Source organism: Litoreibacter sp. JB4-2, from assembly GCF_055693445.1.
Genome location: NZ_CM146334.1, coordinates 376,981 through 401,780, shown reverse-complemented (window position 1 = coordinate 401,780; position 24,800 = coordinate 376,981). Strand labels below are relative to the sequence as shown.

The window sequence follows — 24,800 nt, the reverse complement described above, 5'->3', positions numbered from 1 at the left end:
ACTAGGCAATTTCGCTAAGACAATGTTTGTTGCTCATCGTAGTTTCTACAGCAGCCTACCCCGCGCTTTGTGTCGCAAGAAAGCACGCCACGCGTCTGTTTTCATTACTACTTTCTAGTTCAGGGCGTTCCTTGGCACAGCGATCAATCGCGATCGGGCAGCGCGGGTGAAAGGCGCAGCCTGTCGGCGGATTGATCGGGTCCGGTATCTCGCCCTCCGGCGGCACAACCTCCCGCCCGAACCCATCCATGCGGGGCGCGGCCTCTAGCAGCATTTGTGTGTATGGATGCTGCGGGCTTTCAAACAGGTCCTGCGGCGTCGCCTCTTCCACAAGTCGTCCCAGATAAAGAACCCCAATCCGGTCGGCCATATGCTGGATCACGGTCAGGTCATGCGAGATGAACAGATAGGTCAGACCAAATTCGTCCTTCAGATCCGACATCAGGTTCAGCACCTGCGCCTGCACCGACACATCAAGGGCTGAGGTCGGCTCGTCACACACAATCAGTTTCGGCTCTGAGGCAAGCGCGCGCGCTACACAGATACGCTGCCGCTGCCCACCAGAAAACTCATGCGGGAATTTATTTATATCAGAAGCACTTAGACCGACTTGTTCAAGTAGTCTCTCTGCCAAACCAACCGTGGGATCGCCATTCGCAACTGCGGGCTCTTCAATGATATTACCAACCTTCCAGCGCGGGTTGAGCGAGGCATAGGGATCCTGAAACACCATCTGAATATCTGAACGCACAATGTCGATCTTGGCCGCATCGGTCTCAGTCGCAAGGTTCACGCCTTCAATCTCAACCGCCCCGCCAGAGGGCGGCAACAGGCCCACAACCATCTTGCCAATGGTCGATTTGCCGGACCCGGATTCGCCCACCAGCGCATAGACCGTGTTTTCCTCAACCTCGAATGAGACATCGGAGACTGCGGTCAATTTGCGCTTCGGCAGCCGTTCAATCACACGGTTGAGCCACGGCTTTGAGACGTCAAAGACCCGCGTCAGGTTCTTCACTGAGACAATGATGCTCATGCGGCGCCCTGCCCCGACTTTTGGCCAGCTTGCTCACCTGTCAACGGGAACCAGCACGCCGCCCGCCCGTCACAACTTTGCAACCGTGGCCCGGGATCAGTGCGGCATTTGTCCTGCGTATAGGGGCAGCGCGGATGAAAGGCGCACCCACCCGGCAATTTACCAAGACGCGGCATGTTGCCGGGGATCTGGTGTAGCCGCTTTTTGCCCTTTGACGCCAATGGGGTGGAGCCCATCAACCCGTCCGTATACGGGTGGCGTGGCGTCGTGATCACGTCGCGCACGGGCCCCAGCTCCGCCAGTTTGCCCGCATACATCACGGCCACCCGGTCCGCCGTCTCCGCAATCACGCCCATATCATGGGTGACCAGCATCACCGCCATGCCACGCTCCCGGCAGAGCCGTTTCAAAAGCGCGATGATTTGCGCCTGCACGGACACATCCAGCGCAGTCGTCGGCTCATCGGCAATCACCAAGGACGGCTCCGCGCATAGCGCCAAAGCAATCACAACCCGTTGCCGCATCCCGCCCGAAAACTCATGCGGGTAGCTTCCGATCCGTTCCGCTGCAGCCGGAATGCCAACTTCCTCCAGAGCATGCACGGCGCGCTTTTCGGCCTCCGCGCCCGACACTCCAAGATGTTCCTGAATGGTCTCAGTCAACTGGTCGCCAATCGGCAGCAGCGGGTTCAGCGACGTCAGCGGGTCCTGAAACACCATCCCGATCTGCTTGCCGCGATACCGGCGCAGCTGCGACAGCGTTAGGTGGTCGATCCGCTCACCGTTGAGATGGATTTCGCCCGACGCAATCCGCGCGGGCCGGTCCAGCAAGCCAATCACCGCGTTACCCGTCATCGACTTTCCCGCGCCGCTTTCGCCAACAACGCCCAGGATTTCGCCCGGCGCGATGTCATAGCTGACCCCGTCCACAGGTTTCAAAACCCCATGGCGCGTTGGGATCTCCACGACCAGGTCGCGCACGGAGAGGACAGGTTCACTCATCGCCTATTGCAGCGCTTCCTGCGCCCGGCGGGCAATGTTTTGCTGCATGGCCTGAATGTTGGGCCCAAGTGTGCCCATCGTTTTCTGCATGTAGGGCGTCATCTTGCTCATGGCGGAGCCGCCAAGTTCCGAATTGTAAAATTCGCTCAACGCATTGATCTCCTCGATGGTGAACGCCTCAGCAGCGCCCTCAATCATCGCGCGCTCCATCTCGGGGCGTATGGCGTTCAGCTCCTCGGTGACAATCTCAACAAGAATGTCGATCTGCGCCTGCGTCAGCTGCCCGCCGGAATTGGCCTGCATCTGCGCCAGTACCATCTCCGGGCTGAGCATGTCGTCAAGCAGCGTCTGCTGCACCGGGGAGTTGATGAAATCCGTCGCCACCTGCGTGGCGTCCTGTGCCACAGCCGGGCCGGTCAAAATCAATGCCGCAACGGCGGCGCGCAACATGGTCATCGTCAGTATCCTTTAACGCAGTTTCGGATTGAGCGCGTCGCGCAGCCAATCGCCAAGAAGATTTACGGCCAGGGCCAGCGTCAGCAGGGTGACCGCCGGGAACAGCAGGATCCACCACTCGCCCGAATACAGATAGCCCTGCCCAATGCGAATAAGCGTGCCAAGGCTCGGCTGCGTCGGCGGCGCGCCCACGCCCAGAAAGCTCAGCGTGGCCTCTGCAATAATCGCAAGCGCCAGTGAGATCGTGGCGATCACCAGCACCGGGCTCAGCACGTTGGGCAGGATGTGGCGCAGCATGATCAGGTAGGGCGACCGCCCGATCAGTTTGGCCGCCTGCACGTATTCCTTGTTCTTCTCCACAAGGGTGGAGCCCCGCACGACGCGCGCAAATTGCACCCAGTCGCTCAGCCCAATGGCCACGATCAGCACGATAATCGCCATCTGGTCGCGGTATTCAACCGGCGTGAAACCCTTGGCCACCCCGGTGATCAGCATCGCCACCAGAATGGACGGAAAGGTCAGCTGCACGTCGGCGATCCGCATAATAATCGTCTCGGTCCAGCCGCCAACATAGCCCGCGATCAGGCCCAGCGTAATCCCCAGGATCATCGCAAAGGCAACAGCCGCAAACCCTACAAATAATGAGATCCGCATCCCATACAGGATTGTCGAAAACACGTCCCTGCCCTGATCATCCGTGCCCAGCATGAACTGGTCGCCGGTGAACTGGTTCGGGGTATTTGGCGGCGTGAAGCCGTTCATCAGGTTCAGGCTCGCTGGGTTGAACGGGTCGAACGGCGCAATCACAGGCGCAAAAATGGCCGATAGCAGCAGCAGCACGGTAATCCCCGCCGACACCATCGCCACGGGCGAGCTGCGGAACTGATACGCAAAGTCGCTTTCCCACATCTTGGCAAGGCGCGACGGCTCGTGGCTCAGATCGCTCATGCGTGCCTCCCGTCGATGCGCAGGCGCGGGTCAATCGCGAAATACAGCAGATCCACAATCAGGTTGATCGCCACAAACATCACCGAGATCAGCATCAGATAAGCGGCCATCACCGGGATATCGACGAACTGAATGGCGTTGATGAACAAAAGCCCCACGCCCGGCCACTGAAACACCGTCTCCGTAATGATGGCGAAGGCAATGATCGCGCCCAGTTGCAGGCCCACCACCGTGATCACGGGCACCATCGTGTTCTTCAAGGCGTGCCGGAAATTGACCGACCGCTCCTTCAGCCCGCGCGCGCGGGCAAAGCGGATATAGTCCTGCCGCAGCACTTCCAGCATCTCAGAGCGCACCAACCGCATGATCAGCGTCATCTGGAACAAGCCAAGCGTAATTGACGGCAATATCAACGCCTTACGGCCCGAAGCTGTCAAAAACCCTGTGGACCAACCGCCAATCTGCGTGGTCTCCCCGCGCCCAAAGCTCGGCAGCCACCCCAATGTGACCGAGAACACGTAGATCAACAAAATCCCGATCAAAAACGTGGGCAATGACACCCCAATCAAACTGGTTGTCATGATCAGGTTCGACACGATCCCCCCGCGCCTGATCGCGGTGAAGACACCCAGTCCAATCCCGACAACCAGCGCCAATGTGCCCGACACCAGGGCCAGCTCCAACGTTGCGGGTGCCCGCTCGGCAATGATCGTGGCCACGGGCCGGCCCTGACGGTAACTGACACCAAAATTGCCCTGCGCCGCATTGCCCAGAAACTTGGCATATTGCACCACAAACGGCTGATCGAGCCCCAAAACCTCGCGCAGCCGCTCAATATCCGCCTGCGTGCGCTCCTGCCCCAACATGTTGTCAATCGGGTCGCCCACAAAGCGAAACATCGAAAACGCCACAAGCCCCACGACCAGCAGGACGAGGAAGGATTGCAGAACACGACGGATGATATAGGCGAGCATTTGCGCCAGTCTTTGCCAAGCGCGATTTGCGGTCAAGCGGGAAGTACAACTCGCGCCCACAATTGAACAAGTATTAGATTAGTCCTTCGCGTTCGAGTACAGCCCTCACCTCTTCAAAGGCTGCGGCGATGTTACTTTTTGGAAAGCGAACTTGACCAAGGCCTTGAATGTTCGAGAACTCCTCGCACCCTTCTTCCAGCACTACGATAGCTTTGGTAAATCCCAATCGCCCTTGGAAGAGTCCAACTTCATGAATTACATTCATCCTAGCTTGCATCGTGCCGTCAGCTTTCTCGTCTTCTGCGGTCAAGAGTATGAGTGCACAACTGGCCCCGTCCAGCATCTCGGATAACCGAGCTATGTTTGTAACTCCTGCAACGGGCACTCGGTTGAATTCCTCGTAAGGAAGCTTCAGCCGGTCAACGACAAAGTCTTTCAGTTCCCGCCACAACAATGAGCGACCATGCCCAATGAAAACGTTCGTGCCAATCCTCTCCGAACGATGTGCGGTTCTCTTCATCCGTGACATATGGGACCCGGCTTTTCTGATGATTGCTGCCAGATCGGACGCCACATCACAAGGCACCTGAAGCGCTGCGGTTTCCGCGATGATTTCTTGGTGCGGCGCGACCTGAACACCGGCGAGCAATGCGTTGCTGTCCCGAGACATCATCTGGCCATTCGGAAGCATTGCTCTGCACATATTAGAAAAACTTTGAATCTTGATGCCTTCAGCCTCTTCTTTGAGACGTTCGAGGAAGGAATCTTCACGATCATCCAGTGCGACTGTTAGGACTGATAAAATTTCACCACGCGCTCGATTTACAAGAGATGTCAAATCCGAGCTCACTTTTTTGACGACGGTCAAATCGGGATTATTTGCCTGCTTGAGGATTGCATTTTTGACGACATCGGCAGGGTACTCACACCATGAACCTACAGAACCCATACTCGTGTAGCTCATATCTTTGAGACCCCACTCTGCGCTGAATTGAGCTCCGGGAGGTCTTGGAGCCAAGTTTTCATAGTAAACCAATGCGTGATATCCGAGGTTCGATCCACTCCACGATTTATGGACTTCCGCGGCGGCGTCAGTTAGCGATTTTAGCGCTTTTTTATGGTTTTCTTGAAAATCATTGGCTGCAGTCTCTAACTGATCGGCCAGCTCCAAAAGCTCGGTTGACAACTCTTCATTCCCTTACCAAGCGGCACTTTGCGTATGTGCAGCTTTTGACGTGTAGATTTCTCTGTTGACGTCTATAGCAGACATCGGTGCAAGTCACAGCAATAGAGATTAGCACTCAAAGCGGACATCCAATCTGCGTCAGATCAAAGTCAAAACCCGATCAATGCAGCTCAATTCGCGCCCAGAGGTACCTAGTCCAAAAGGCGCATGCTCGGCGAGCGCGAGACTCTTACCAAATCATTAAAATTTTCTAACTTCTCTTCTATTTCAATACCTTACCAGATTCCCCGCATGCGGGGCGTCGCGTAGAAATGAAAAAGGCCGGGCAAAACCCGGCCTTTCAGAGTGGATTTTGGGGGATCAGTTCACCGTCACCCAGCGCAGGATAAAGAAGTTATCCGGGCGCTGCGTCAGCTCGATATTGGTCCCCGTCCCCCAGACCAGCGGCTGGATATAAAGCGGCACATAGGCCATCTCATCCTGAATGATCTTCGTCGCCTCATCGATGTAGCCCTGCCGGGTCGCATCGTTCACCTCCGATTGCATCAGCGGCAGCAATTCATCCACGCGCGCGTTCGAGAAATCCCCGAAATTCCACGATCCCAGCTTTTTCTCCGCATTCGGAGTGGTGGCCAGGAAGCGGATCGGATGCTCCGCATCAAACGTGCCCGGCGACCAGCCCAGCAGATACATGTCGTAATTGTCTTCACGCAGCTCCGGCCAGTAATTCTGCACGGGCATCGCGTCCAGCTCAGCCGTGATCCCAACCTGCGCCAGCATGCCGGTCACGGCCTGGCAGACCGCCTCATCATTCAGGTAGCGATCATTGGGGCATTTCAACCCGAAGGAGAAGCCGTCAGCATAGCCCGCCTCCGCCAGAAGCGCCTTGGCCGCTTCAGGATCAAATGCCGGACGCGCCGCAAGGGCTTCCGAGTAGCCGCGCATCGCCGGGCTCACCAACTGGCTTGCCGGCTCCGCATTGCCACGCATGATGGTTTGCAGGATCGCAGGCACATTGACAGCATGGGCGACGGCCTTGCGAACGCGCACATCCAAGAACGGGTTCGGTTTACCCGCATCAGCCGTGTATTTGAGCTTAGGTGCTGCATGCGGGAAGCCCAGCATGATCACACGCGCCTCAATCCCCTTGATCACGGTCGCGCCGCCACCAGCGGCCAACCGTTCGGCATCCTGAATGGGCACCGGGTTGATCATATCAACATCGCCAGACAACAGCGCCGCTACGGCGGTCGCGGGGTTCTGGATCGGCGTAAATTCAGCGCGGGTGACGTTATGCTCCGCCTCGCCCCACCAGCCGTCAAACGGCTCAAGAACGGTTTTCAGCCCCGGTTGACGCTCGACCAATTGAAACGCCGCGGTACCGTTCGCGTTCAGCGTCGCGAAGTTTTCAGCGTCTTTGGCGGGGCGTTCAGCGCCATTCGCAGCGCTCCAGCCACTATCCATGATCATCCAGTTGGCGATGCTGTCGGGAAAGATCGGGTTGGGCGCGGAGGTCATGATGTCAATGGTATAGTCGTCGACCACCTTTACTTCGGAGACCGGCGCGAACCAGCTGGATGTGTCCGCTTCTTCCGAGGAGGCGCGCTGGTAGGAGAACATCACATCCTCAGCCGTAAAGTCCTCGCCGCCATGAAATTTAACGCCCTCACGCAAAGTGAACCGCCAGCCTTCGCCGGCGCCAATCGGCTCCCAGCTGGTGGCAAGCGCGGGCTCAATCGCCATGTCCTTGCCCCGGCGGACAAGCCCTTCATAGACGTTGTTCAAAAACCCCAGAACGGGCGCGGAGTTGACCGCATGCGGGTCCATTGTCTGCGGGTCGGTGGTGCCCGCCCAGCGGAACTCTGCTGCGGCGGCAGGCATGGCAAGTGCCAATACCAGCGCCGAGACGGAAGTCAGTCTCAACATCTATTTATCCTTTCGAAAACCGGCTGGGCGACATGCCCCCCAAATGTCTCACGTAAGCGTGACCTTAGCGTAGATCGGCGTCACATCAAATCGGCGTGATCACCGTAAACTGACAAAAGCATTTCAGCCGTCCGATTTTGCCTGCTAGGCTGACACAAATCAAAGGAGCGCCGCGCATGGAAGACCGCTACGGCAATAAATTGAGCACAAAATCGGACACGGCATCGGCGTGCTACGTCAAAGGGGTTGATCACATATTGTCCGCCACATTCGGAGCAGCGGATGCCTTTGCGGCGGCTTTGGACGCTGACCCAAATTTTTCCTTGGCGGAAGTCGGGCTGGCACGGGCCAAAATGTATGACGGCGACATGCCCGCGGCCAAAGCCGCGATTGCCCGTGCGCAAGCTCTGAGCCCGTCCCTGACCGATCGCGAACGCGCTCATATTGAAATTTTTTCCGACATGTTGACCGGCAACCCGGTCGGCGCGCGCGCCAAAACCCGCGCCCATGTGCTTGAACACCCCCGTGACGCATTGGCGGCGCAGGCCTGTACCAGCGTGTTCGGGTTGATCGGGTTTTCGGGCTGCGCCGGGCGCGAGGCAGATTTGCTGGCCTATACCGGGTGGCTTGCTCCGCATTACGGCGACGATTGGTGGGCGATGAGCATGCATGCCCTGTCCTTATGCGAGGTTGGCCGTATCGGGCCGTCGCTGGAACTTATGGAACGCTCCCTTGAGATCAACAACGACAATTCAAACGCATCTCATTTCAAAGCGCATGCGCAATATGAAGCCGGGATGACGGATGAGGGGCTCGCCTATCTGACGGACTGGGTGAAGGGCTATGATCGGCGCGGTATCATGCAGGGGCATTTGTCCTGGCATATCGCACTTTGGGCGTTACAGACTAGGGATCTGGATCTGATGTGGCAAATGGTGGACGACAGTATCGCGCCCGGAACATCTCAAAGCCCGTCACTCAATGTCGTCACGGACACCGCAGCCCTTTATTGGCGCGCGGAATTGGCGGGCGTCGAGGTCGCACCGGATCGTTGGGCCACGCTCAGCAAATTTGCCACCAAGGCCTTCCCAAAATCGGGCCAAAGCTTCGCTGATATGCACGCGGCCTTGGCCCATGCCATGGCGGGCGACGGCGCGGAACTGGACCGTTTGGCCCGCACAACAAATGGCTTCGCAGGCGATCTGGTCGCCCCCGTCGCCCGCGCATGGCAGGCGATCGCAGCTCAGGACTGGGCGCGCGCTTTGGAAGACCTGACCCCCGTGATGGTCGACCATGCCCGGTTTGGCGGCAGCCGCGCGCAACGCGACCTGTTGGAGCTGAGCTTTTTCAATGTGCTGATGAAACTGGGACGTCGCGAGGAAGCAAATCGCATGATTGCGATGCGCAGACCCGTATTTGGCGATAACATCCCGGTAGCGGCTTAGGGCTGTTTGGTGTCACACAAGCCTTCGATACTTTGCTTTGGCGACTCCCTGACCTGGGGGTTTAACGCAGATTGGCAGGAAACAGGTGAGCCCCGCTACGATTGGCCTGACCGTTGGCCGGGCGTGATGGCCCAAGCCTTACCCAGCACCTACAACGTTGTCGAAGAAGGGTTGAACGGGCGCACGCTTGGCTACAACGAGACAGGTGAGATCACCCTGAGTGCGCGCGACATTCTTCCCACTGTACTTGCCTCGCATACCCCGCTGGCGCTTGTGATCATTGCGTTGGGCACCAATGACGCGAAAGCCCCTTATGGGCGCAGTGACGCGGATATAAGGGCTGATATGGAAGAACTTATCGCGCAAGTGAACCGCTCGGCGGGAGATGACGCCTCTTACTATGACCCACCAAAAATCCTGCTTGTTGCCCCCTCGCCCATCTCGGACACTTGCAATACCGACCCCGAGCACCGCTTCTTTGGCGCCAATGCCAAACTGCAAAGATGGCAAACACTCTATCAGCAGATCGCGAAGGCACACCAAATCCCGCTGCTGTACGCGGGCGATCATTTGCAGGCTCAGGGCGGCGACGGCATCCATTTCAGCAGTGAAGACAATGCCGTTTTGGGTCGCGAGATTGCCAGCCATGTGGCGCGCATCTTGGGTGGCGATTGATCAACGAAGCGCTGCGTGCAATTTCGGTTCAATCAGTTTGGCTCCGTCGCTGGACAGGTGGTCATCGTCAAAATAGAGCGCGCCCCTAGCGGTCCCGATCAGGCAGGTCGTCGCATCGCAAAGCAGATCGTCGAGCGTGATCAGAGTAATCTCCTCGCGCGCTTCATACGTCGCAAATTGTTCCATGACAAAGCTCTGCAGCCGTTCATGGCGTGCGCGGTCGACGGAAGCTGCGTGTAGTGCTGCATCTATCGCCGGGGCGTCGTTCAGGCGTGCAAAGAGCCGTGGATACAGAATTTTCGCGTCGAGCAGCTGCTCGGGCGTCTGGCCAAGGATCACCACTTCAACCCCAATTTCACGGTAGCGCCTGACAGTCTCAGCCAACCCTTCGGCAAACGCCGCCCGGCTGGACTCCTTGCTGCGGGCCTCGCCAGCATCAAGTCTTAAGTATTGGAAATTCGCTCCATCATAGCCGCCATCAGTATAAAAACTCCACCGAGCGATCAGAAAAACCATCTTGATCCCAGCGTCGCGCACATAGTTGAAGCCACGCTCATTGAGCGCACGACAATCAATGGAACGTCCAAACCGGCTGGAGGCGGTGACACCAAGTAAGGGCGGACATCCCCCCGCCCCCGCCGCAACGCCGCTTTGGCCCAGCGACATGGCAACGCGATCAAACGCGGCCAGAGATACCGCAGCATGGGAGTCGCCGAAAACAGCGAATTGCGCCGCGTCTTTGTCTGCGCCTAGGTCGCAAAGCCACGGCTCTCGTTCATGCATAAAACGCACATCGAAACAGGCACGGCCAATTTGTGGACGAACCAGCGTTGCATTGACCTCTGGCGGGAAAGCGTTGAACCGATCTTTGTATCCTGCCTGCCCAAGACCGATTGCCGCAAACGCTGCGATACATAGGGTCGTCACAGCTATTGCCCCGACGAGAGCCTTCCGCGAAACGCCTCCCGGTTTGCGAAAAGGCTGTTCGACAAAGCGCCAAGTCAAGTAGGCCAAAGGGATGCTGAATGCAGCCAGAGAAAGCAACACGTGCGCAGGTGCATGCCCGAAATAGACGTATTTCGCCAAAGCAAGCAGTGGCTGATGCCAGAGATACAAGCTGTAGCTGATCAATCCGATCCCGACCATAGCGCGCTGCACCAAAAGCCAATGGGCTGCTGTGCCCGGGCGCGCGAAAGCAATGACGAGGGCCGCACCACATGTCGGGATCAGCGTTGACGCGCCCGGCGTCAGCGTCTGCGCGTCAAACGCAAAGACAGCATATGCGATCAGTCCAAGCCCGGCGGCGCCGCTAATTTGCGCAATGATTGGGCCTGAAAAGAGATCAGGTTCGCGCTTCATCATGAAGAAAGCCAAAATCGCGCCAATTAGCAACTCCCACGCGCGCGTGGGAAGCATGAAGAAGGCAAAGCTGGGTTCTTGCCCGATCAAGAGAATTGCCAGTGAAAGGCTAAGAGAAAGCAGTACGATCAGAACCGCCACTATTGCTCGGGTGCCAAACCGCCAAAGCGCCATCAACAGAAGCGGAAAGACAATGTAATACTGTTCTTCGACGGCAAGGCTCCAGGTGTGGAGCAGCGGTTTCAGCTCGGCGGCGGCCTCAAAATACCCCGTTTCGTACCAAAACAGGATGTTGGAGGAAAAGCTGAGCACAGCCAGCAGACTTTGCAAGTAGTCCACCATCTCGCTGGGCATCAGAACGGCCCACGCACCGAAGGAAGCCACAGGCGCCACGCACCAAAGCGCAGGCAAAAGTCGCCGCGCACGACGCTCGTAAAAGGTCAGAAGGCTGAACCGATCCTCCGCCATCTCGGAGGCCAAAAGTGTGGTGATGAGATAGCCGCTGATCACAAAGAACACGTCCACCCCAACGAAACCGCCTTGGAAAAAGGCAACATCGGCGTGGAACAAGATCACCGGGACCACGGCTATAGCGCGCAAACCGTCAATTTCTGGGCGATATTGCAATCGGGGGCCTTGGTGCTCGTGTCTGTTTGAAAAGCCTAGATCAGGCAACGGCGCGGGGACAACGCCCGGCCGGATTGCATCAGGATTTGTTGCCTTTGTGCAAACCCTGGATTGAACCATCGCTGATATCAAAAGGCCCCCGGGTTTAACCGGAGGCCTTTCGTTTCAAAACAGTCGGTTGCGACTTAATTGAGCGTGAAGAATTTGATCTTCGGGTTGTCCTCAGGCTCAACAATCGTGCCAACATTGGACTTCATGCCCCAGTTCAGCACTTGGTGGTGGATTGGGATATAAAGCGCTTCATCCTGCACAACCTGCCAGATTTCATTGATATCGGCGTTGCGCGCTTCCAGGTCGGTGTTGGAGGCAAGCGACTGGATCTTCGCGTTCAGCTCAGGGTTGTTGTAACGCACCGCATTCCAAGAGCCGTATTTGTCATCCCGGCCGTGCACCAGGAAGTTGAAGATATACTCAGAGTCGTAGGTCGGAACGCCCCAGCCCAGCATGTAGAAATCGGTCTCATAATTGCTGAGCAGCGGGAAGTGCTGGGCCTTTGGCTTGGCGTCAAGATTTACGGTCACGCCGATCTGACCAAACATCCCGACAGCAGCCTGACAGATGCCTTCGTCGTTGACATAACGGTCATTTGGGCAATCGAGCTGAATGGTGAAACCGTCCGGATAGCCCGCCTCGGTCAGGAGTGCCTTGGCCGCCTCGATGTCGGTTTTTGACGCGCTGTCCATTTCTTCGTTCCAGCCATTTACAAATGGCGGTGCGATCATCCCTGCCGGGAAGGATTGTCCCCGCATAACCACTTGCTTGATGGCGTCACGGTTGATGGCCAGGTTCATCGCCCGGCGTACGCGTACATCGGCGAATGGGTTGGTGCCTTCGATGTTGTCGTTCACAAGGTCTTCGTCACCCATATTCATGCCGAAGAAAATGACCCGGTTTTGCGGCGCGGTGCGCACGTCCAGACCATCCGTTTCATCAACGCGCGCCAAGTCTTGCACCGGCACGTCCTGGATGAAATCAACCTCGCCTGACAACAAGGCCGCCACACGTGTCGCCGCATTCTGGATCGGGGTGTAGATGATCTCTGTCACATCGAGAGGATATTCATCGATGCCCCAATAATTCTCATTCAGCGTCAAGACGGTTTTGACATCGGGTTCGCGCGAAACCAGCTTATAGGGCCCGGTGCCGTTGGCATTTTTGGCCGCGTATGTGTCTTCACCGCCCTCGTAATCCTGCACTTTGACGGCATTGTTCGCCTCCGCCCATTCCTTGTCCATGATGAACATGTTGGTCAGGTTGTTGGGCATGATCGGGTTCGGGCCGCCGGTTTCAATTTCGACGGTGTAATCATCAACGGCGCGCACATCGACGACTGAGGCGAGCAGTTCTTTATAGTCGCTATCGGGTGACATGGACCGGTTCAGCGAAAAGATCACGTCATCCGCCGTGAATGCAGACCCATCATGGAAGGTCACACCTTCGCGCAGTTTGAAGACCCAGACATTGGGGTTTTCTTCCGACGGCGCCCATTCTGTTGCAAGTGCCGGGGTCATCTCACCTTCATGGTTGCGAATGATCAGCGGCTCCATGATCTGGTGCGCCAGAGTTGAAGTTGGCCCCTCGTTTTGAGCATGTGGATCGAGCGTCAGCGAGTCGCCAGCCCGCGCCCAGCGCAGCGTTTCGGCCGAGGTCGCCAATGTGGTCGTGGCCAACAAGGCCGCCGCCAATACGGTTACCGTTTTCATAATGCTTCTCCCAAGAATTTTGATTTTCTGAATTTATGTTTGCTGCCTGCGCGGCGAATTGCAAGTGGTTAGAACCTGTCTTTGCGCGCGCGTATTTCGGTAAAAACCTCGGCATCGCTCGCCTGCATCATGCCAAGATGGGCCCGGATGTCCGGGTCGTCCGGGCGCAAAAACGGGTTTGTCGCCAGTTCAGTCGCTAAATCTGTTGGCACGGTCGGCTCGCCCGCCGCGCGCATCATGCGGACGCGGCCAATCTGTGCCTTTAGCGCGGGATTGTCAGGGTCCACACTGAGCGCAAATTCAGCATTGGCCAGCGTATATTCATGCGCGCAATAGATCACGGTGTTCGGCGGTAGCGCCATCAGCTTTTGCAGGCTCGCCCACATCATTGGCCCATCGCCTTCAAAGAGCCGCCCACACCCCAGCACAAACAGGCTGTCACCTGTAAATACCGTCGCCGCAGCAGGGATATGGTAGTTCAGCATGTCCAGCGTGTGGCCGGGCGTGTGGATCAACTGAACTTTCTGACCCGCAAATTCGAAGCTGTCGCCGCCCGCAACAACACGGTCAACACCTTTGATCCCATCAGGGCCGGTCACTTTGCACCCTGTCGCTGCTTTGACTTCGGCCAAACCGTCAACATGATCCCAGTGATGATGCGTGATCCACAACTCCGACAATTGCCAACCTGTCGCCGCAAGCGCATCCATAATCGCGCCTGCATCACCTGCATCTATGCAGGCGGTTTGACCGCTATCTGGATCATGCACCAAGACGCCGTAATTGTCCGAATTATAGCTGAACTGCTGGAATTTCAGAGCCATGGCCCCTCCGCTTCAAAACTGATTTGGGCGCAAGGTCGCACGGCGCAGACGTGGAAGCAATCAGCCGGAAACCGTGCGCTTTTCCGCACATAGGTAAGCACAATTACGACCGCAGAAATATTTTCAATAATTAATTCAGCTAGTTAGATGAAAAATCACAAAAACCGGAGGTCGGCTGTTGAACAAACCCTGTAGGCGAATAACACTTCAAGGCATAATTTATGTTTGCCCATAAGGGCATATCTGGGAGGACCTCATGAATAAATATTTGACCACAGCCTGTGGTGTCGCTTTGTCCGTCGCTTTCGTCACGGAAGCTGCTGCAACAGAATGGAATGTCTCCGTTTGGGGCAAGCGCCGCGCCTTTACTGAGCATGTCGAAAAGCTTGCAGAATTGGTTTCTGAGAAAACCGGCGGCGAGTTCACAATGAACATTTCCTATGGTGGCCTGTCGAAAAACCGCGAAAACCTCGACGGCATTTCCATTGGCGCATTTGAAATGGCGCAGTTCTGCGCGGGCTACCACCGCGACAAAAACCGCGTTGTGACCGTGCTTGAGTTGCCATTCCTTGGTGTTTCCAACCTTGAGGAAGAGGTTGCTGTCTCGAAAGCCGTTTACGCGCACCCTGCCGCGACAGAAGAAATGGCGCAGTGGAACGCCAAGCTGCTGATGACTTCCCCAATGCCGCAATACAACCTGGTAGGCACCGGTGATCCACGTGCCACACTGGCCGACATGGAAGGCATGCGGGTTCGCGCAACAGGCGGTTTGGGCAAAGCCTTTGAAGCGGTTGGCGCCGTTCCAACATCGGTAACGGCAACCGAAGCTTACCAAGCCATGGAGTCGGGCGTTGTCGACACAGTAGCATTTGCTCAGCACGCGCATCTATCCTTTGGCACGATCAACCAGGCCGACTGGTGGACAGCAAACTTGAACCCCGGCACCGTAAACTGCCCGGTTGTTGTCAATATCGACGCCTATGAAAGCCTGAGCGACGCCGAGCGTGAAGCGCTGGATAGCTCGGTCGATGAGGCACTGGACCACTATCTGGCAAACTATGCCGAGCTGCTCGAAAAGTGGGATGGCGTCTTGGCGGAAAAAGGCGTGCAAAAGGTTGAGATCGACCAAGCCGTGTTGGACGAGTTCCGCACAATTGCTGCAGACCCGGCCCGTGAAGCTTGGATCGCTGAAATGGAAGCCCAGGGCATGCCAGGTCAAGAGCTCTATGATCTTGTGATTAAGACGCTCAACGATCACCGCGGCAGCTAAGCTGTTGATTTAAGATTGCCGCGCCCCTTTTTCTGAGGGGCGCGGCCTTTTTCCATTTGGGGGGCTCACCGATGGCAGGTTCATCCGCCGTGCTGGAAGATTCCAGCCTATTGTCACGACTGGACCGCGCGTTGCTACCGATTGAGCGTATCATGGCGCTTATCTCGGGCCTTGCGGTTTTTTCATTGATGTTCTTGGCCGCCTATTCGGTCACCGGGCGCAAATTCTTCGCCTCCCCCATGATGGGTTATGTCGACTATATCGAGGCCGCGATGCCGATCATCGCGATCATGGGCGTATCCTACGTGCAGCGCGACGGCAGCCATATCCGTATGGACATGCTGGTTGGGGCGCTGAGTGGGCGCATTTTGTGGTTTTTCGAGCTGGTCTCCATCCTCTTAATCTTATTGCTGATTTTGGCCCTTACCTATGGCGCATGGGAACATTTCGACCGTTCCTTTGATTGCGCGCGCCCTTTGTGCAGCCGCGATAGCTCAATCGATGTGGGTATTCCGATCTGGCCCAGCAAATTGGTCGTGCCGATTGCCTTCGGCGTGCTTGTCCTGCGCCTTTTGCTGCAGGCCTGGGGCTACACGCGCGCGCTGATCAAAGGGTTGGAAAACCCTGTAGCGGTGCCGCTCACACTGTCTGTCGCAGAACAGGCGCGTCTGGAAGCTGAATCACTCGAAGGGTCTGATTGATGGAACCGATCACAATTGGCCTATGGGTCTCCGGCGGGATGCTGGTGTTCGTTATTTTGGGCATGCGTGTTGCCTTTGCCGCCGGGCTTGCCGGGTTTGTTGGCCTTTGCTGGCTGCGCTGGAACGGGTTCGACTATGACCCGGAACGGTTTTGGAAAGCCATAGAGATCAGCGTCAAGATTGCAGGCCTGACCCCGCATTCGAAAGTCTCGGCGCAGGTACTGAGCCTGATTCCGGTCTTCATCATGATCGGTTATCTGGCCTACCATGCCAAGCTGACGACCGCGCTGTTTGAGGCCTGTAAGCGCTGGTTTGCGTGGGTGCCGGGCGGTTTGGCTGTGTCGACCGTTTTTGCGACAGCGGGCTTTGCCGCAGTATCGGGTGCGTCGGTGGCCACGGCTGCTGTGTTTGCCCGGATTGCGATCCCAGAAATGCTAAAAGTTGGCTACAACAAACAATTCGCGGCCGGTGTTGTCGCGGCTGGCGGCACTTTGGCGTCGCTCATTCCGCCATCGGCAATTCTGGTGATCTACGCGATCATCGTTGAACAAGACGTCGGCAAATTGCTTCTGGCGGGCTTCATCCCCGGCGCGTTTTCGGCAGTCGTCTATGCGGGTCTGATCATCGGCATGGCGGTGATGTTCAAGACCGTGGGCCCGCCTGTAACCGGCTTCACATGGAAGCAGCGCTTTGAAAGCTTGCCGCCTGCCCTGCCCATTGTGGCCGTCGTCGTGATCATCATCTTCTTCGTCTACAACCCGTTCGGTGATGCCTGGGGCACGCCGACCGAGGGCGGCGCAGTGGGCGCGTTCATCGTCTTCCTGATGGCTTTGTACAAAGGCATGCGCTGGGCCAAGCTGAAAGAGGCCCTGCTGGAGACGGCCAAGCTGACGGTGATGATCTTCTCGATCATCTGGGGCGTGTTGATCTATGTGCGCTTCCTGGGCTTCGCCGAGTTGCCAGACGCGTTTGCGGCGTGGATCACCTCGCTGGAGATGTCGCCGATGCTGATCCTGATCTGCATCCTGCTGGCCTACGCGGTTCTGGGCATGTTCATGGACGCCATTGGAATGCTTTTGCTGACCTTGCCCGTGGTCTACCCGGCGGTGATGGCGCTGAATGGCGGTGAAACTGTAGCTGCCGCGGACAGTGCGTTCGGCATGTCGGGCACAATGTGCGCGATCTGGTTCGGGATATTGGTGGTGAAGATGGCGGAGTTCTGCCTGATCACGCCCCCCATCGGGCTGAACTGCTTTGTTGTCGCCGGCGTGCGCGACGATCTGACGGTGCAAGATGTGTTCAAGGGTGTGACCCCGTTCTTCATCGCAGACGGGATCACGATTGCATTGCTCGTCGCTTTTCCCGGAATCGTGTTGTGGCTGCCGTCGCTTGTGTGACGGCAGGCATGCCAATTTGAGTATTTCTGACAGAACGAAGCAGCGGCGTCATGCCTTTGTAACCTATGGCGTGACCTTGTAGAGCGCTCCATTTTCAACCGAGAGGAACCAGATTGCGCCATCTGGCCCTTCAACGATGTCGCGAACGCGCCCGGTTTCTCTGCTTGAAAGCTGCTCCACCTCATCAAGGTCTTCGCCAGATAACCGGGAAATATAGTCGAACTTGAGCGATCCGACAAAGATGTCGCCCTCCCATTCCGGCCAAAGCGCGCCGGAATAGATCATCATCCCCGATGGCGCGATAGAGGGGTCCCAGTAGTGCTGCGGTTGCTCCATCCCGACCTTTTCCGTCCCTTCCCCAATCTTGTCGCCTGAATAATGCCGCCCGTAGCTGATCACAGGCCAGCCGTAATTAGCGCCTGGAGTAATCTTGTTGACCTCGTCGCCGCCGCGCGCTCCGTGCTCGACGACCCAAAGGTTGCCTTGCAGATCAAGCGCCGCACCTTGCGGGTTGCGGTGACCGTAGGAATAAATAGCTGGCTCTGCCTCAGCAACACCTACCAACGGGTTGTCCTCGGGCACCAATCCCGTGCGGTTCAAGCGGATCACTGCACCATTGTGGTTGGTCAGTTCTTGAGCCGACGGCCTGTCGCCGCGATCACCTGTCGTCAGGTAAATATGACCATCCAATCCCTCAACAATCCGGGAACCGAAATGTCGTCCCTCGCCTGGGTGCGGCGCCATTTGCCAGAGCTTTTTGAAACCATCAAAGCCAGTGCCGTCGGCGTTCAAACGACCAACACCCAGCGCCGTTCCAACGCCGCCGGCTTCTTGCGCAACATAGGAAAGAAAAACCTCCCTGCTTTGAGCAAAATCACGCGGGATCATGACATCGAGTAACCCGCCCTGCCCGTCAGCGACCACCTCGGGCACACCGCTGAGAGAGACGCGGGAGCCACCTGGGCGCAGATGAATAACTGCACCGTCGCGCTCAGTAACGAGAACACCACCGTTCGGCAGATGGCCAATACCCCAGGGTTCATCAAAATCACCGGCAATCTGTGTCACCATCAAGGACCCTTGGGTGCTGTCCATAGCAAGTGCTGGGAACGCGCCCGCAGCGGCGATGGTTGCGAAAATCAAAGGTATCCGGGTCATAGCGTGCTCCTGCGTGTTGGCTAACTGAGGACTTAGTGCGAATGAAGAGAACAAAAACCACTGTAAACGTCTCGTGAACAGTGAATTTCACCGCCGCTTGACCCTATGTTGGGCTTTCCAAGTGGCTGGCTTCGTCCTAGATTATTCGCCATTAAAGACCACTCAAGGTCTAACTGGGAGAGAGAGAATGAAAAAACTGCTACTTGCGAGTACCGCAACGGCAATGATGGTAAACGGCGCATTCGCTGACGGCCACGCAAATGACATCAAACTGGGCGTTATGCTGGGCTTTACGGGTCCTGCTGAATCGCTGGCCCCTGACATGGCCGCAGGCGCGGAGGCCGCAATGGCCGAAGTCACTGAGGGCGGTATGCTGATGGACGGTGCGAAAGTGACGCCGGTGCGCGGCGACTCTACATGTATCGACGCAACCGCTGCTACGGCTGTAGCTGAACGCCTTGTGACGTCTGACGGTGTATCCGGCATCGTCGGCGCGCTGTGTTCCGGCGCGACTGGTGCGGCCTTCGCCAACGTTGCCTTGGCAAACGGCATGGTGATGATTTCGCCTTCGGCCACATCGCCTGCATTGTCGACGATCGAAGACAACGACCTGTTCTTCCGCACCGCACCGTCGGATGCGCGCCAAGGCGTCGTGATGACCGAAGTTCTGATGGAGCAAGGCATCAAGGAAGTCGCAGTAACCTTCACCAACAATGATTATGGCAAAGGTCTGGCCGACAGCTTTGAGGCTGCATTTACAGCGGCGGGTGGCACAGTAACGATCAACGCAGCCCATGAAGATGGTAAAGCGGACTATTCGGCTGAGGTCGGCGCATTGGCATCTGCGGGCGGCGAGCGTCTGGTTGTCGCGGGCTACATTGACCAAGGTGGGCCGGGCATCATCCAAGCGGCACTGGACACAGGCGCGTTCGACACGTTCCACTTGCCAGACGGTATGATCGGCGACTCGCTGGAAGCACGTTTTGGCGACCAAATCGAAGGCTCGACCGGTCAGGTACCGGGCTCAGACGGCCCCGGTGCTTCGAAACTGGCGGCCATCGGCGAAGCTGGCGGCTTTAACGGCTCAGGCCCGTTTGCTGCAGAAAGCTATGACGCAGCGGCACTGATCATGCTGGCGATGCAGGCAGCAGGCTCCACCGACCCGGCGGAATACAAAGGCAAGGTCATGGATGTGGCAAACGCGCCGGGCGAAAAAATCTACCCGGGCGAGCTGACCAAAGCTTTGGAAATCCTCAAGAATGGCGGCGAGGTAGATTTTGAAGGCGCATCGGCTGTTGAGCTGATTGGGCCGGGCGAATCTGCTGGCAACTACCGCCAGATCGAAGTCAAAGGCGGCAAGATCACAACGGTTCAATACCGCTGATCTGACCGACTGACGCGTAAAAGCAGCCCGGATGCGACATGTGCACCGGGCTGTTTTTTGAGGGGACGCTCCTATGATTGAAGTGCAGGACTTGCACAAGCATTTCGGTGGATTCCACGCCGTTGACGGGTCGAGCTTGCGCATCGAGACCGGCTCCATCACCGGGTTGATCGGGCCTAACGGGGCGGGAAAAACCACGCTGTTCAACGTCATCGCGGGCGTGTTGGAGCCGACCTCGGGCAAGGTTTTTATGGACGGCGAGGACATCACAGGCCTGCCGCCGCATACGCTTTTCGGCAAAGGGCTGTTGCGCACGTTTCAAATTGCGCATGAGTTCCATTCGATGACCCTGCGCGAAAACCTGATGATGGTCCCGGGCGGGCAATCAGGCGAAAAGCTGTGGAACACTTGGTTTGGGCGCAAACGCATCGCAGATGAAGAACGCGCCCTCGCCGCCAAGGCCGATGAGGTGCTGGAGTTTCTGACGATTGACCACATCTCAGACGAACGGGCGGGCAACATTTCCGGCGGGCAAAAGAAGTTGTTGGAGCTGGGCCGCACCATGATGGTCGACGCAAAGATCGTCTTCCTTGATGAGGTGGGCGCGGGCGTGAACCGCACACTGCTGAGCACCATCGGCGACGCGATCCTGCGGCTCAACAAGGAGCGTGGCTACACGTTCTGCGTGATCGAGCATGACATGGATTTCATCGGCCGACTTTGCGACCCCGTTATCTGCATGGCGGAAGGCCGCGTTTTGGCGCAAGGCACGCTGGATGAAATCAAGGCCAATGAGCAGGTGATCGAGGCCTATTTGGGCACGGGCTTGAAGAATAAAGAGAAAACAGCATGAGCGAGCCGGTCCTAATTGGCGACACAATGTCGGGCGGCTATGGTCAAGGTCCCGATATTTTGCACGACTGCACGATTGCTGTCGACAAGGGTGAGATCGCGGTGATCGTGGGCCCAAATGGCGCGGGCAAATCAACGGCGATGAAAGCCGTTTTTGGCATGCTCGATGTCCGGCAAGGCGCGGTGCGGCTGTTTGGCGAAGACATCACCAAACTCAGCCCGCAAGCGCGCGTTGCTAAGGGCATGGCTTTCGTTCCGCAGACATCAAATATTTTCACCTCAATGAGCGTCGAGGAAAACCTGGAAATGGGCGGTTTCCTGCGCCGCGACGACCTGCGCAAAACGATTGATGAGATTTACGCGCTGTTTCCGATCCTGGGCGAGAAACGCAATCAGGCGGCGGGTGAGTTATCGGGTGGACAACGCCAACAAGTGGCCGTCGGTCGTGCGCTGATGACCCAGCCGCAGGTCTTGATGCTTGATGAACCGACCGCGGGTGTTTCACCGATTGTGATGGATGAACTGTTTGACCGCATTATCGAGGTTGCGCGCACTGGCATTTCTATTCTGATGGTCGAACAAAACGCGCGCCAAGCGCTTGAAATCGCGGATAAAGGCTATGTGCTTGTGCAAGGCCGCAACCGTTTCACGGATACCGGGCAAGCGCTTTTGGCCGACCCTGATGTCCGCAAGTCTTTCTTAGGAGGTTAACCATGAAAAAGTATCTACTTCTGGCCACGGTGATGGCTGCATCCCCCGCTTTGGCGGAAACCTGCACATTCACCACTGAGTGTTACGAGGGCGAGGCCTGCGCCGACACCAACTACAGCGTCGAAATCGACTTTGAAAACGCCAACATAATCACACCGGCAGAAACGATCCCGGTCAATATAGGCGGCTCCCCAACATTGAACGTTTTCGCGGGCTTTACGCAAAGCGCCTTTCACACTTTGACGCGGGAGAAAAATGGTCAGGCGCGATATTCGACGCATCTGTTTAGCGGCCCCGAAATGGTGAATTACATGGGCACCTGCAAATAATGGATTTCCTCAACGCTATTGTGGCTTTTGCCAATTTCGTGCTGATCCCCGGTACAGCTTACGGCGCACAATTGGCGTTGGGCGCGTTAGGCGTCACGCTCATCTACGGCATATTGCGGTTTTCTAACTTCGCGCATGGCGACACGATGGCCTTTGGAACCATGTTCGTGATCCTGATCACTTGGGGGTTTCAGAGCGCTGGTATCAGCGCTGGGCCACTGCCCACGGCTCTGTTTGCGCTGCCATTCGGGATCGCTGCCTGCGCGCTGTTTTTGCTGGGCACCGATCGCATGGTCTACCGTTTCTACAGACGCGAACGCGTCAAACCGGTGGTCTTCGTGATGGTGTCCTTGGGCGTGATGTTCATCATGAACGGGCTGGTCCGGCTCGTCATTGGCCCGGGCGATCAGCGCTTTGCCGATGGTGAGCGTTTCATCATTGGGGTGCGTGACTTCCGCGAAATGACCGGCCTACGCGAGGGGTTGGCGATAAAAACCACACAAGGCCTAACTGTCGTCACAGCAGTGATCGTCGTGGTGATCTTGTTCTGGTTTCTCAACAAAACCCGCACCGGAAAGTCCATGCGCGCTTTTTCGGACAATGAGGATTTGGCTCTGCTTTCCGGCATCAACCCCGAACGTGTGGTGATGTATACTTGGCTGATCGTAGCGGCGCTCGCGACCATTGCAGGCACGCTCTACGGGCTCGATAAAAGCTTCAAACCGTTCACCTATTTCCAGCTGCTACTGCCAATTTTTGCCGCCGCGATTGTGGGCGGGCTGGGCAGCCCGGTCGGTGCAATTGCAGGCGGGTTTGTCATCGCCTTTTCAGAAGTTGTGATTACCTACGCCTACAAGAAAGTCTTCGGCTACATTTTGCCTGAGGCGATGAAGCCCGACGGTTTGGCCCAACTTCTCAGCACGGACTACAAATTTGCGGTCAGCTTCGTGATCCTGATTGTCGTGCTGCTGTTCAAACCCACAGGGCTGTTCAAGGGGCAATCGGTATGAACCTACGCGCTATATTGCTGTTCGTCGCCATGGCCGGGCTGATCGTGTTCACGGGCATGACGTCATCGTGGAACTCAGCTTTGTTCATTCTGAATTTTGGACTGATCTCGGCCGTCATGGCATTGGGCGTGAACTTGCAATGGGGGCTCGCAGGGCTGTTCAATGTGGGCATCATGGGCTTCACGGCTTTGGGCGGTCTGGCCGTCGTGCTGACATCTATGCCGCCCGTGACGGAGGCATGGCGCGCCGGAGGGCTGGGCGTGATCGCAGGTTTGACCTTGGGCGCATTGACGCTGGCCGCCGTGATCTTCACGCGATCCAAGATGGCTATGGGAAATAAGCGCGCACTAGTGACATGGGTGATCCTGGGCATCGGCTTTGTGCTTTATCGTGGGGTGTTTGATAGCGGCGTCGCCGCCGTTGAAGCCGTAAATCCAGCCGGAACCGGCTATCTTGGCGGATTGGGCCTGCCTGTGATCCTGTCATGGCCCGTGGGCGGACTTCTGGCCGCGGGCGCTGCATGGATCATCGGGAAGACCGCACTGGGATTGCGATCCGACTACCTTGCAATTGCAACACTGGGCATTGCGGAAATCATCATCTTTATCCTGAAGAACGAAGACTGGCTCGCGCGCGGAGTCAAAAACGTGGTCGGCCTGCCCCGCCCTGTTCCTTATGAAATCGATCTGCAAAACAACGCGGGCTTCGTCGAACGCGCGACAGGGTTCGGTTTGGAGCCCGCAATTGCGTCTTCTCTCTACGTGAAGCTCAGCTATTCGTTGCTGTTCACCGCCGTTTTGATCCTTTTGTTGGTGCTGTCACAGCTTGCGCTCAGCTCGCCCTGGGGCCGGATGATGCGTGCGATCCGCGACAATGAGGTCGCCGCGGAAGCAATGGGCAAAGACGTCACCGCCCGGCATTTGCAGGTCTTTATCCTCGGGTCCGCGATTTGCGGGATCGCGGGCGCTATGCTGACCACATTGGACGGACAACTGACACCCACCAGCTATCAGCCGCTGCGCTTTACCTTCCTGATTTGGGTCATGGTGATCGTCGGTGGGTCGGGCAATAATTATGGCGCCGTTCTGGGGGGGCTGCTTGTGGCGTTCCTCTGGGTGCAGGTCGAAGTGTACGGCCAAGCCTTTATGGAGCTGGTCACGGCCGGCATGACCGATGGCTACTGGCTGAAAGATCACCTGCTGGATAGCACCGCGCATATGCGGTTGCTAACGATGGGGGTCATTTTGCTGTTGGTGCTGAGGTTCAGTCCGCGCGGGCTCATCCCCGAGAAATGATGGAATTCTACCCGTTTGATTTTGAAACTGAGGTCACGATCCGCGACTTCGGCAAATACCACTATGTCTGCGTCAACCTACCAGCCGAAATGGAAGCCGCCCTTCCCTTTGGCGCACATCCTCGCCTGCGCGTGAAAGGCGAGATGGCGGGTTTCGATTTTGAGGGCGCATGGCAGCCGCAAAAAGGCGGGCCGAGGTGGTTAATGATCCCGAAGGACATCCAGAAAGCCGCCGGTTTGAACATTGGCGACAGGCTGCGCGTGGCCTTCGGCGTGGCAGATCAGAACGCTGTGTCAGAGCCGCCCGAGCTGGTCGACGCGCTCAATGAGGACCCGGAAATGCGGGAGGTGTGGGATGCGCTGACGCCCGGCAAAAGGCGCGGATTGTGCTACACGGTCGAGAAAGCAAAGGCGCACAGCACGAAACAAAAGCGGATCGCAGAAATTTTTGATATGCTGTCTGAATGATCGCGC

The 24,800-nt window shown here is 57.1% G+C and carries 23 protein-coding genes; 12 read left to right on the top strand and 11 right to left on the bottom strand.

What is annotated here, in order from left to right; genetic code table 11:
- Positions 1–55: 55 nt before the first annotated feature.
- The 7 genes from ACZ1G7_RS02010 to ACZ1G7_RS01980 form a co-directional block, all read right to left on the bottom strand.
- The gene (locus ACZ1G7_RS02010; RefSeq protein ID WP_472661905.1) at positions 56–1,036 is read right to left on the bottom strand and encodes an ABC transporter ATP-binding protein; all 981 of its coding nucleotides are present in this window, start codon (positions 1,034–1,036) and stop codon (positions 56–58) included.
- A complete protein-coding gene (locus tag ACZ1G7_RS02005) occupies positions 1,033–2,037 on the bottom strand; it encodes an ABC transporter ATP-binding protein (protein WP_472661903.1) in 1,005 nt (334 codons plus the stop codon). The genes ACZ1G7_RS02010 and ACZ1G7_RS02005 overlap by 4 nt, the downstream gene beginning before the upstream one ends.
- Before the next feature lie 3 nt (positions 2,038–2,040).
- Positions 2,041–2,493 (bottom strand): DUF2059 domain-containing protein, encoded by a 453-nt coding sequence (locus ACZ1G7_RS02000; protein WP_472661901.1) that lies wholly within the window; start codon positions 2,491–2,493, stop codon positions 2,041–2,043.
- A 12-nt stretch (positions 2,494–2,505) separates the two neighbouring features.
- The gene (locus ACZ1G7_RS01995; protein ID WP_472661899.1) at positions 2,506–3,441 is read right to left on the bottom strand and encodes an ABC transporter permease; all 936 of its coding nucleotides are present in this window, start codon (positions 3,439–3,441) and stop codon (positions 2,506–2,508) included.
- A complete protein-coding gene (locus tag ACZ1G7_RS01990; protein ID WP_472661897.1) occupies positions 3,438–4,415 on the bottom strand; it encodes an ABC transporter permease in 978 nt (325 codons plus the stop codon). The genes ACZ1G7_RS01995 and ACZ1G7_RS01990 overlap by 4 nt, the downstream gene beginning before the upstream one ends.
- Before the next feature lie 73 nt (positions 4,416–4,488).
- A complete protein-coding gene (locus ACZ1G7_RS01985; RefSeq protein ID WP_472661895.1) occupies positions 4,489–5,601 on the bottom strand; it encodes a TIR domain-containing protein in 1,113 nt (370 codons plus the stop codon).
- Between the two features lie 360 nt (positions 5,602–5,961).
- Positions 5,962–7,527 carry an ABC transporter substrate-binding protein gene (locus tag ACZ1G7_RS01980; protein ID WP_472661893.1) on the bottom strand — a complete coding sequence of 522 codons (1,566 nt, stop codon included), beginning with the start codon at positions 7,525–7,527 and terminating at the stop codon, positions 5,962–5,964.
- A 176-nt stretch (positions 7,528–7,703) separates the two neighbouring features.
- On the opposite strand from ACZ1G7_RS01980, the gene ACZ1G7_RS01975 reads away from it, so the two are divergent.
- Both ACZ1G7_RS01975 and ACZ1G7_RS01970 read left to right on the top strand, forming a co-directional pair.
- On the top strand, positions 7,704–8,972 hold the full coding sequence (locus tag ACZ1G7_RS01975; protein ID WP_472661891.1) for a tetratricopeptide repeat protein: 1,269 nt from the start codon (positions 7,704–7,706) through the stop codon (positions 8,970–8,972).
- Between the two features lie 9 nt (positions 8,973–8,981).
- Positions 8,982–9,647 carry a GDSL-type esterase/lipase family protein gene (locus tag ACZ1G7_RS01970; protein WP_472661889.1) on the top strand — a complete coding sequence of 222 codons (666 nt, stop codon included), beginning with the start codon at positions 8,982–8,984 and terminating at the stop codon, positions 9,645–9,647.
- Here ACZ1G7_RS01970 and ACZ1G7_RS01965 read toward each other — a convergent pair whose 3' ends face one another.
- The 3 genes from ACZ1G7_RS01965 to gloB all read right to left on the bottom strand — a co-directional run bounded on the left by ACZ1G7_RS01965 (position 9,648) and on the right by gloB (position 14,220).
- Positions 9,648–11,633, bottom strand: a complete 1,986-nt coding sequence (locus tag ACZ1G7_RS01965) for an acyltransferase family protein (RefSeq protein ID WP_472661888.1) — start codon at positions 11,631–11,633, stop codon at positions 9,648–9,650.
- 185 nt (positions 11,634–11,818) lie between these two features.
- Entirely contained in the window at positions 11,819–13,396 is a 1,578-nt protein-coding gene (locus ACZ1G7_RS01960; RefSeq protein WP_472661887.1) for an ABC transporter substrate-binding protein, read from the bottom strand.
- Between the two features lie 68 nt (positions 13,397–13,464).
- The gene (gloB, locus tag ACZ1G7_RS01955; RefSeq protein ID WP_472661885.1) at positions 13,465–14,220 is read right to left on the bottom strand and encodes a hydroxyacylglutathione hydrolase; all 756 of its coding nucleotides are present in this window, start codon (positions 14,218–14,220) and stop codon (positions 13,465–13,467) included.
- A 256-nt stretch (positions 14,221–14,476) separates the two neighbouring features.
- On the opposite strand from gloB, the gene ACZ1G7_RS01950 reads away from it, so the two are divergent.
- The 3 genes from ACZ1G7_RS01950 to ACZ1G7_RS01940 all read left to right on the top strand — a co-directional run bounded on the left by ACZ1G7_RS01950 (position 14,477) and on the right by ACZ1G7_RS01940 (position 17,588).
- The gene (locus ACZ1G7_RS01950) at positions 14,477–15,490 is read left to right on the top strand and encodes a C4-dicarboxylate TRAP transporter substrate-binding protein (RefSeq protein WP_472661883.1); all 1,014 of its coding nucleotides are present in this window, start codon (positions 14,477–14,479) and stop codon (positions 15,488–15,490) included.
- Positions 15,491–15,561: 71 nt separating this feature from the next.
- A complete protein-coding gene (locus ACZ1G7_RS01945) occupies positions 15,562–16,191 on the top strand; it encodes a TRAP transporter small permease subunit (RefSeq protein ID WP_472661881.1) in 630 nt (209 codons plus the stop codon).
- The gene (locus tag ACZ1G7_RS01940) at positions 16,191–17,588 is read left to right on the top strand and encodes a TRAP transporter large permease (protein WP_472661880.1); all 1,398 of its coding nucleotides are present in this window, start codon (positions 16,191–16,193) and stop codon (positions 17,586–17,588) included. The genes ACZ1G7_RS01945 and ACZ1G7_RS01940 overlap by 1 nt, the downstream gene beginning before the upstream one ends.
- Before the next feature lie 63 nt (positions 17,589–17,651).
- Here the strand turns inward: ACZ1G7_RS01940 and ACZ1G7_RS01935 are convergent, their stop codons facing one another.
- Positions 17,652–18,746, bottom strand: a complete 1,095-nt coding sequence (locus tag ACZ1G7_RS01935; protein ID WP_472661878.1) for a PQQ-dependent sugar dehydrogenase — start codon at positions 18,744–18,746, stop codon at positions 17,652–17,654.
- Positions 18,747–18,933: 187 nt separating this feature from the next.
- Here ACZ1G7_RS01935 and ACZ1G7_RS01930 point away from each other — a divergent pair, with 187 nt between their 5' ends.
- The 7 genes from ACZ1G7_RS01930 to ACZ1G7_RS01900 all read left to right on the top strand — a co-directional run bounded on the left by ACZ1G7_RS01930 (position 18,934) and on the right by ACZ1G7_RS01900 (position 24,794).
- Positions 18,934–20,130, top strand: coding sequence for an ABC transporter substrate-binding protein (locus tag ACZ1G7_RS01930; RefSeq protein WP_472661877.1), 1,197 nt, complete (start codon positions 18,934–18,936; stop codon positions 20,128–20,130).
- A 73-nt stretch (positions 20,131–20,203) separates the two neighbouring features.
- A complete protein-coding gene (locus ACZ1G7_RS01925; protein WP_472661875.1) occupies positions 20,204–20,983 on the top strand; it encodes an ABC transporter ATP-binding protein in 780 nt (259 codons plus the stop codon).
- Complete coding sequence (locus ACZ1G7_RS01920) at positions 20,980–21,693, top strand: ABC transporter ATP-binding protein (protein WP_472661873.1); 714 nt, start codon at positions 20,980–20,982, stop codon at positions 21,691–21,693. Before ACZ1G7_RS01925 ends, ACZ1G7_RS01920 begins: the two co-directional genes overlap by 4 nt.
- Positions 21,694–21,695: 2 nt before the next feature.
- Complete coding sequence (locus tag ACZ1G7_RS01915; RefSeq protein ID WP_472661872.1) at positions 21,696–22,022, top strand: hypothetical protein; 327 nt, start codon at positions 21,696–21,698, stop codon at positions 22,020–22,022.
- Positions 22,022–23,032 carry a branched-chain amino acid ABC transporter permease gene (locus tag ACZ1G7_RS01910; RefSeq protein WP_472661870.1) on the top strand — a complete coding sequence of 337 codons (1,011 nt, stop codon included), beginning with the start codon at positions 22,022–22,024 and terminating at the stop codon, positions 23,030–23,032. The genes ACZ1G7_RS01915 and ACZ1G7_RS01910 overlap by 1 nt, the downstream gene beginning before the upstream one ends.
- Positions 23,029–24,327 carry a branched-chain amino acid ABC transporter permease gene (locus ACZ1G7_RS01905; RefSeq protein WP_472661869.1) on the top strand — a complete coding sequence of 433 codons (1,299 nt, stop codon included), beginning with the start codon at positions 23,029–23,031 and terminating at the stop codon, positions 24,325–24,327. The genes ACZ1G7_RS01910 and ACZ1G7_RS01905 overlap by 4 nt, the downstream gene beginning before the upstream one ends.
- Positions 24,324–24,794, top strand: a complete 471-nt coding sequence (locus ACZ1G7_RS01900) for a YdeI/OmpD-associated family protein (protein ID WP_472661867.1) — start codon at positions 24,324–24,326, stop codon at positions 24,792–24,794. The genes ACZ1G7_RS01905 and ACZ1G7_RS01900 overlap by 4 nt, the downstream gene beginning before the upstream one ends.
- The last annotated feature ends 6 nt before the right edge of the window (positions 24,795–24,800 follow it).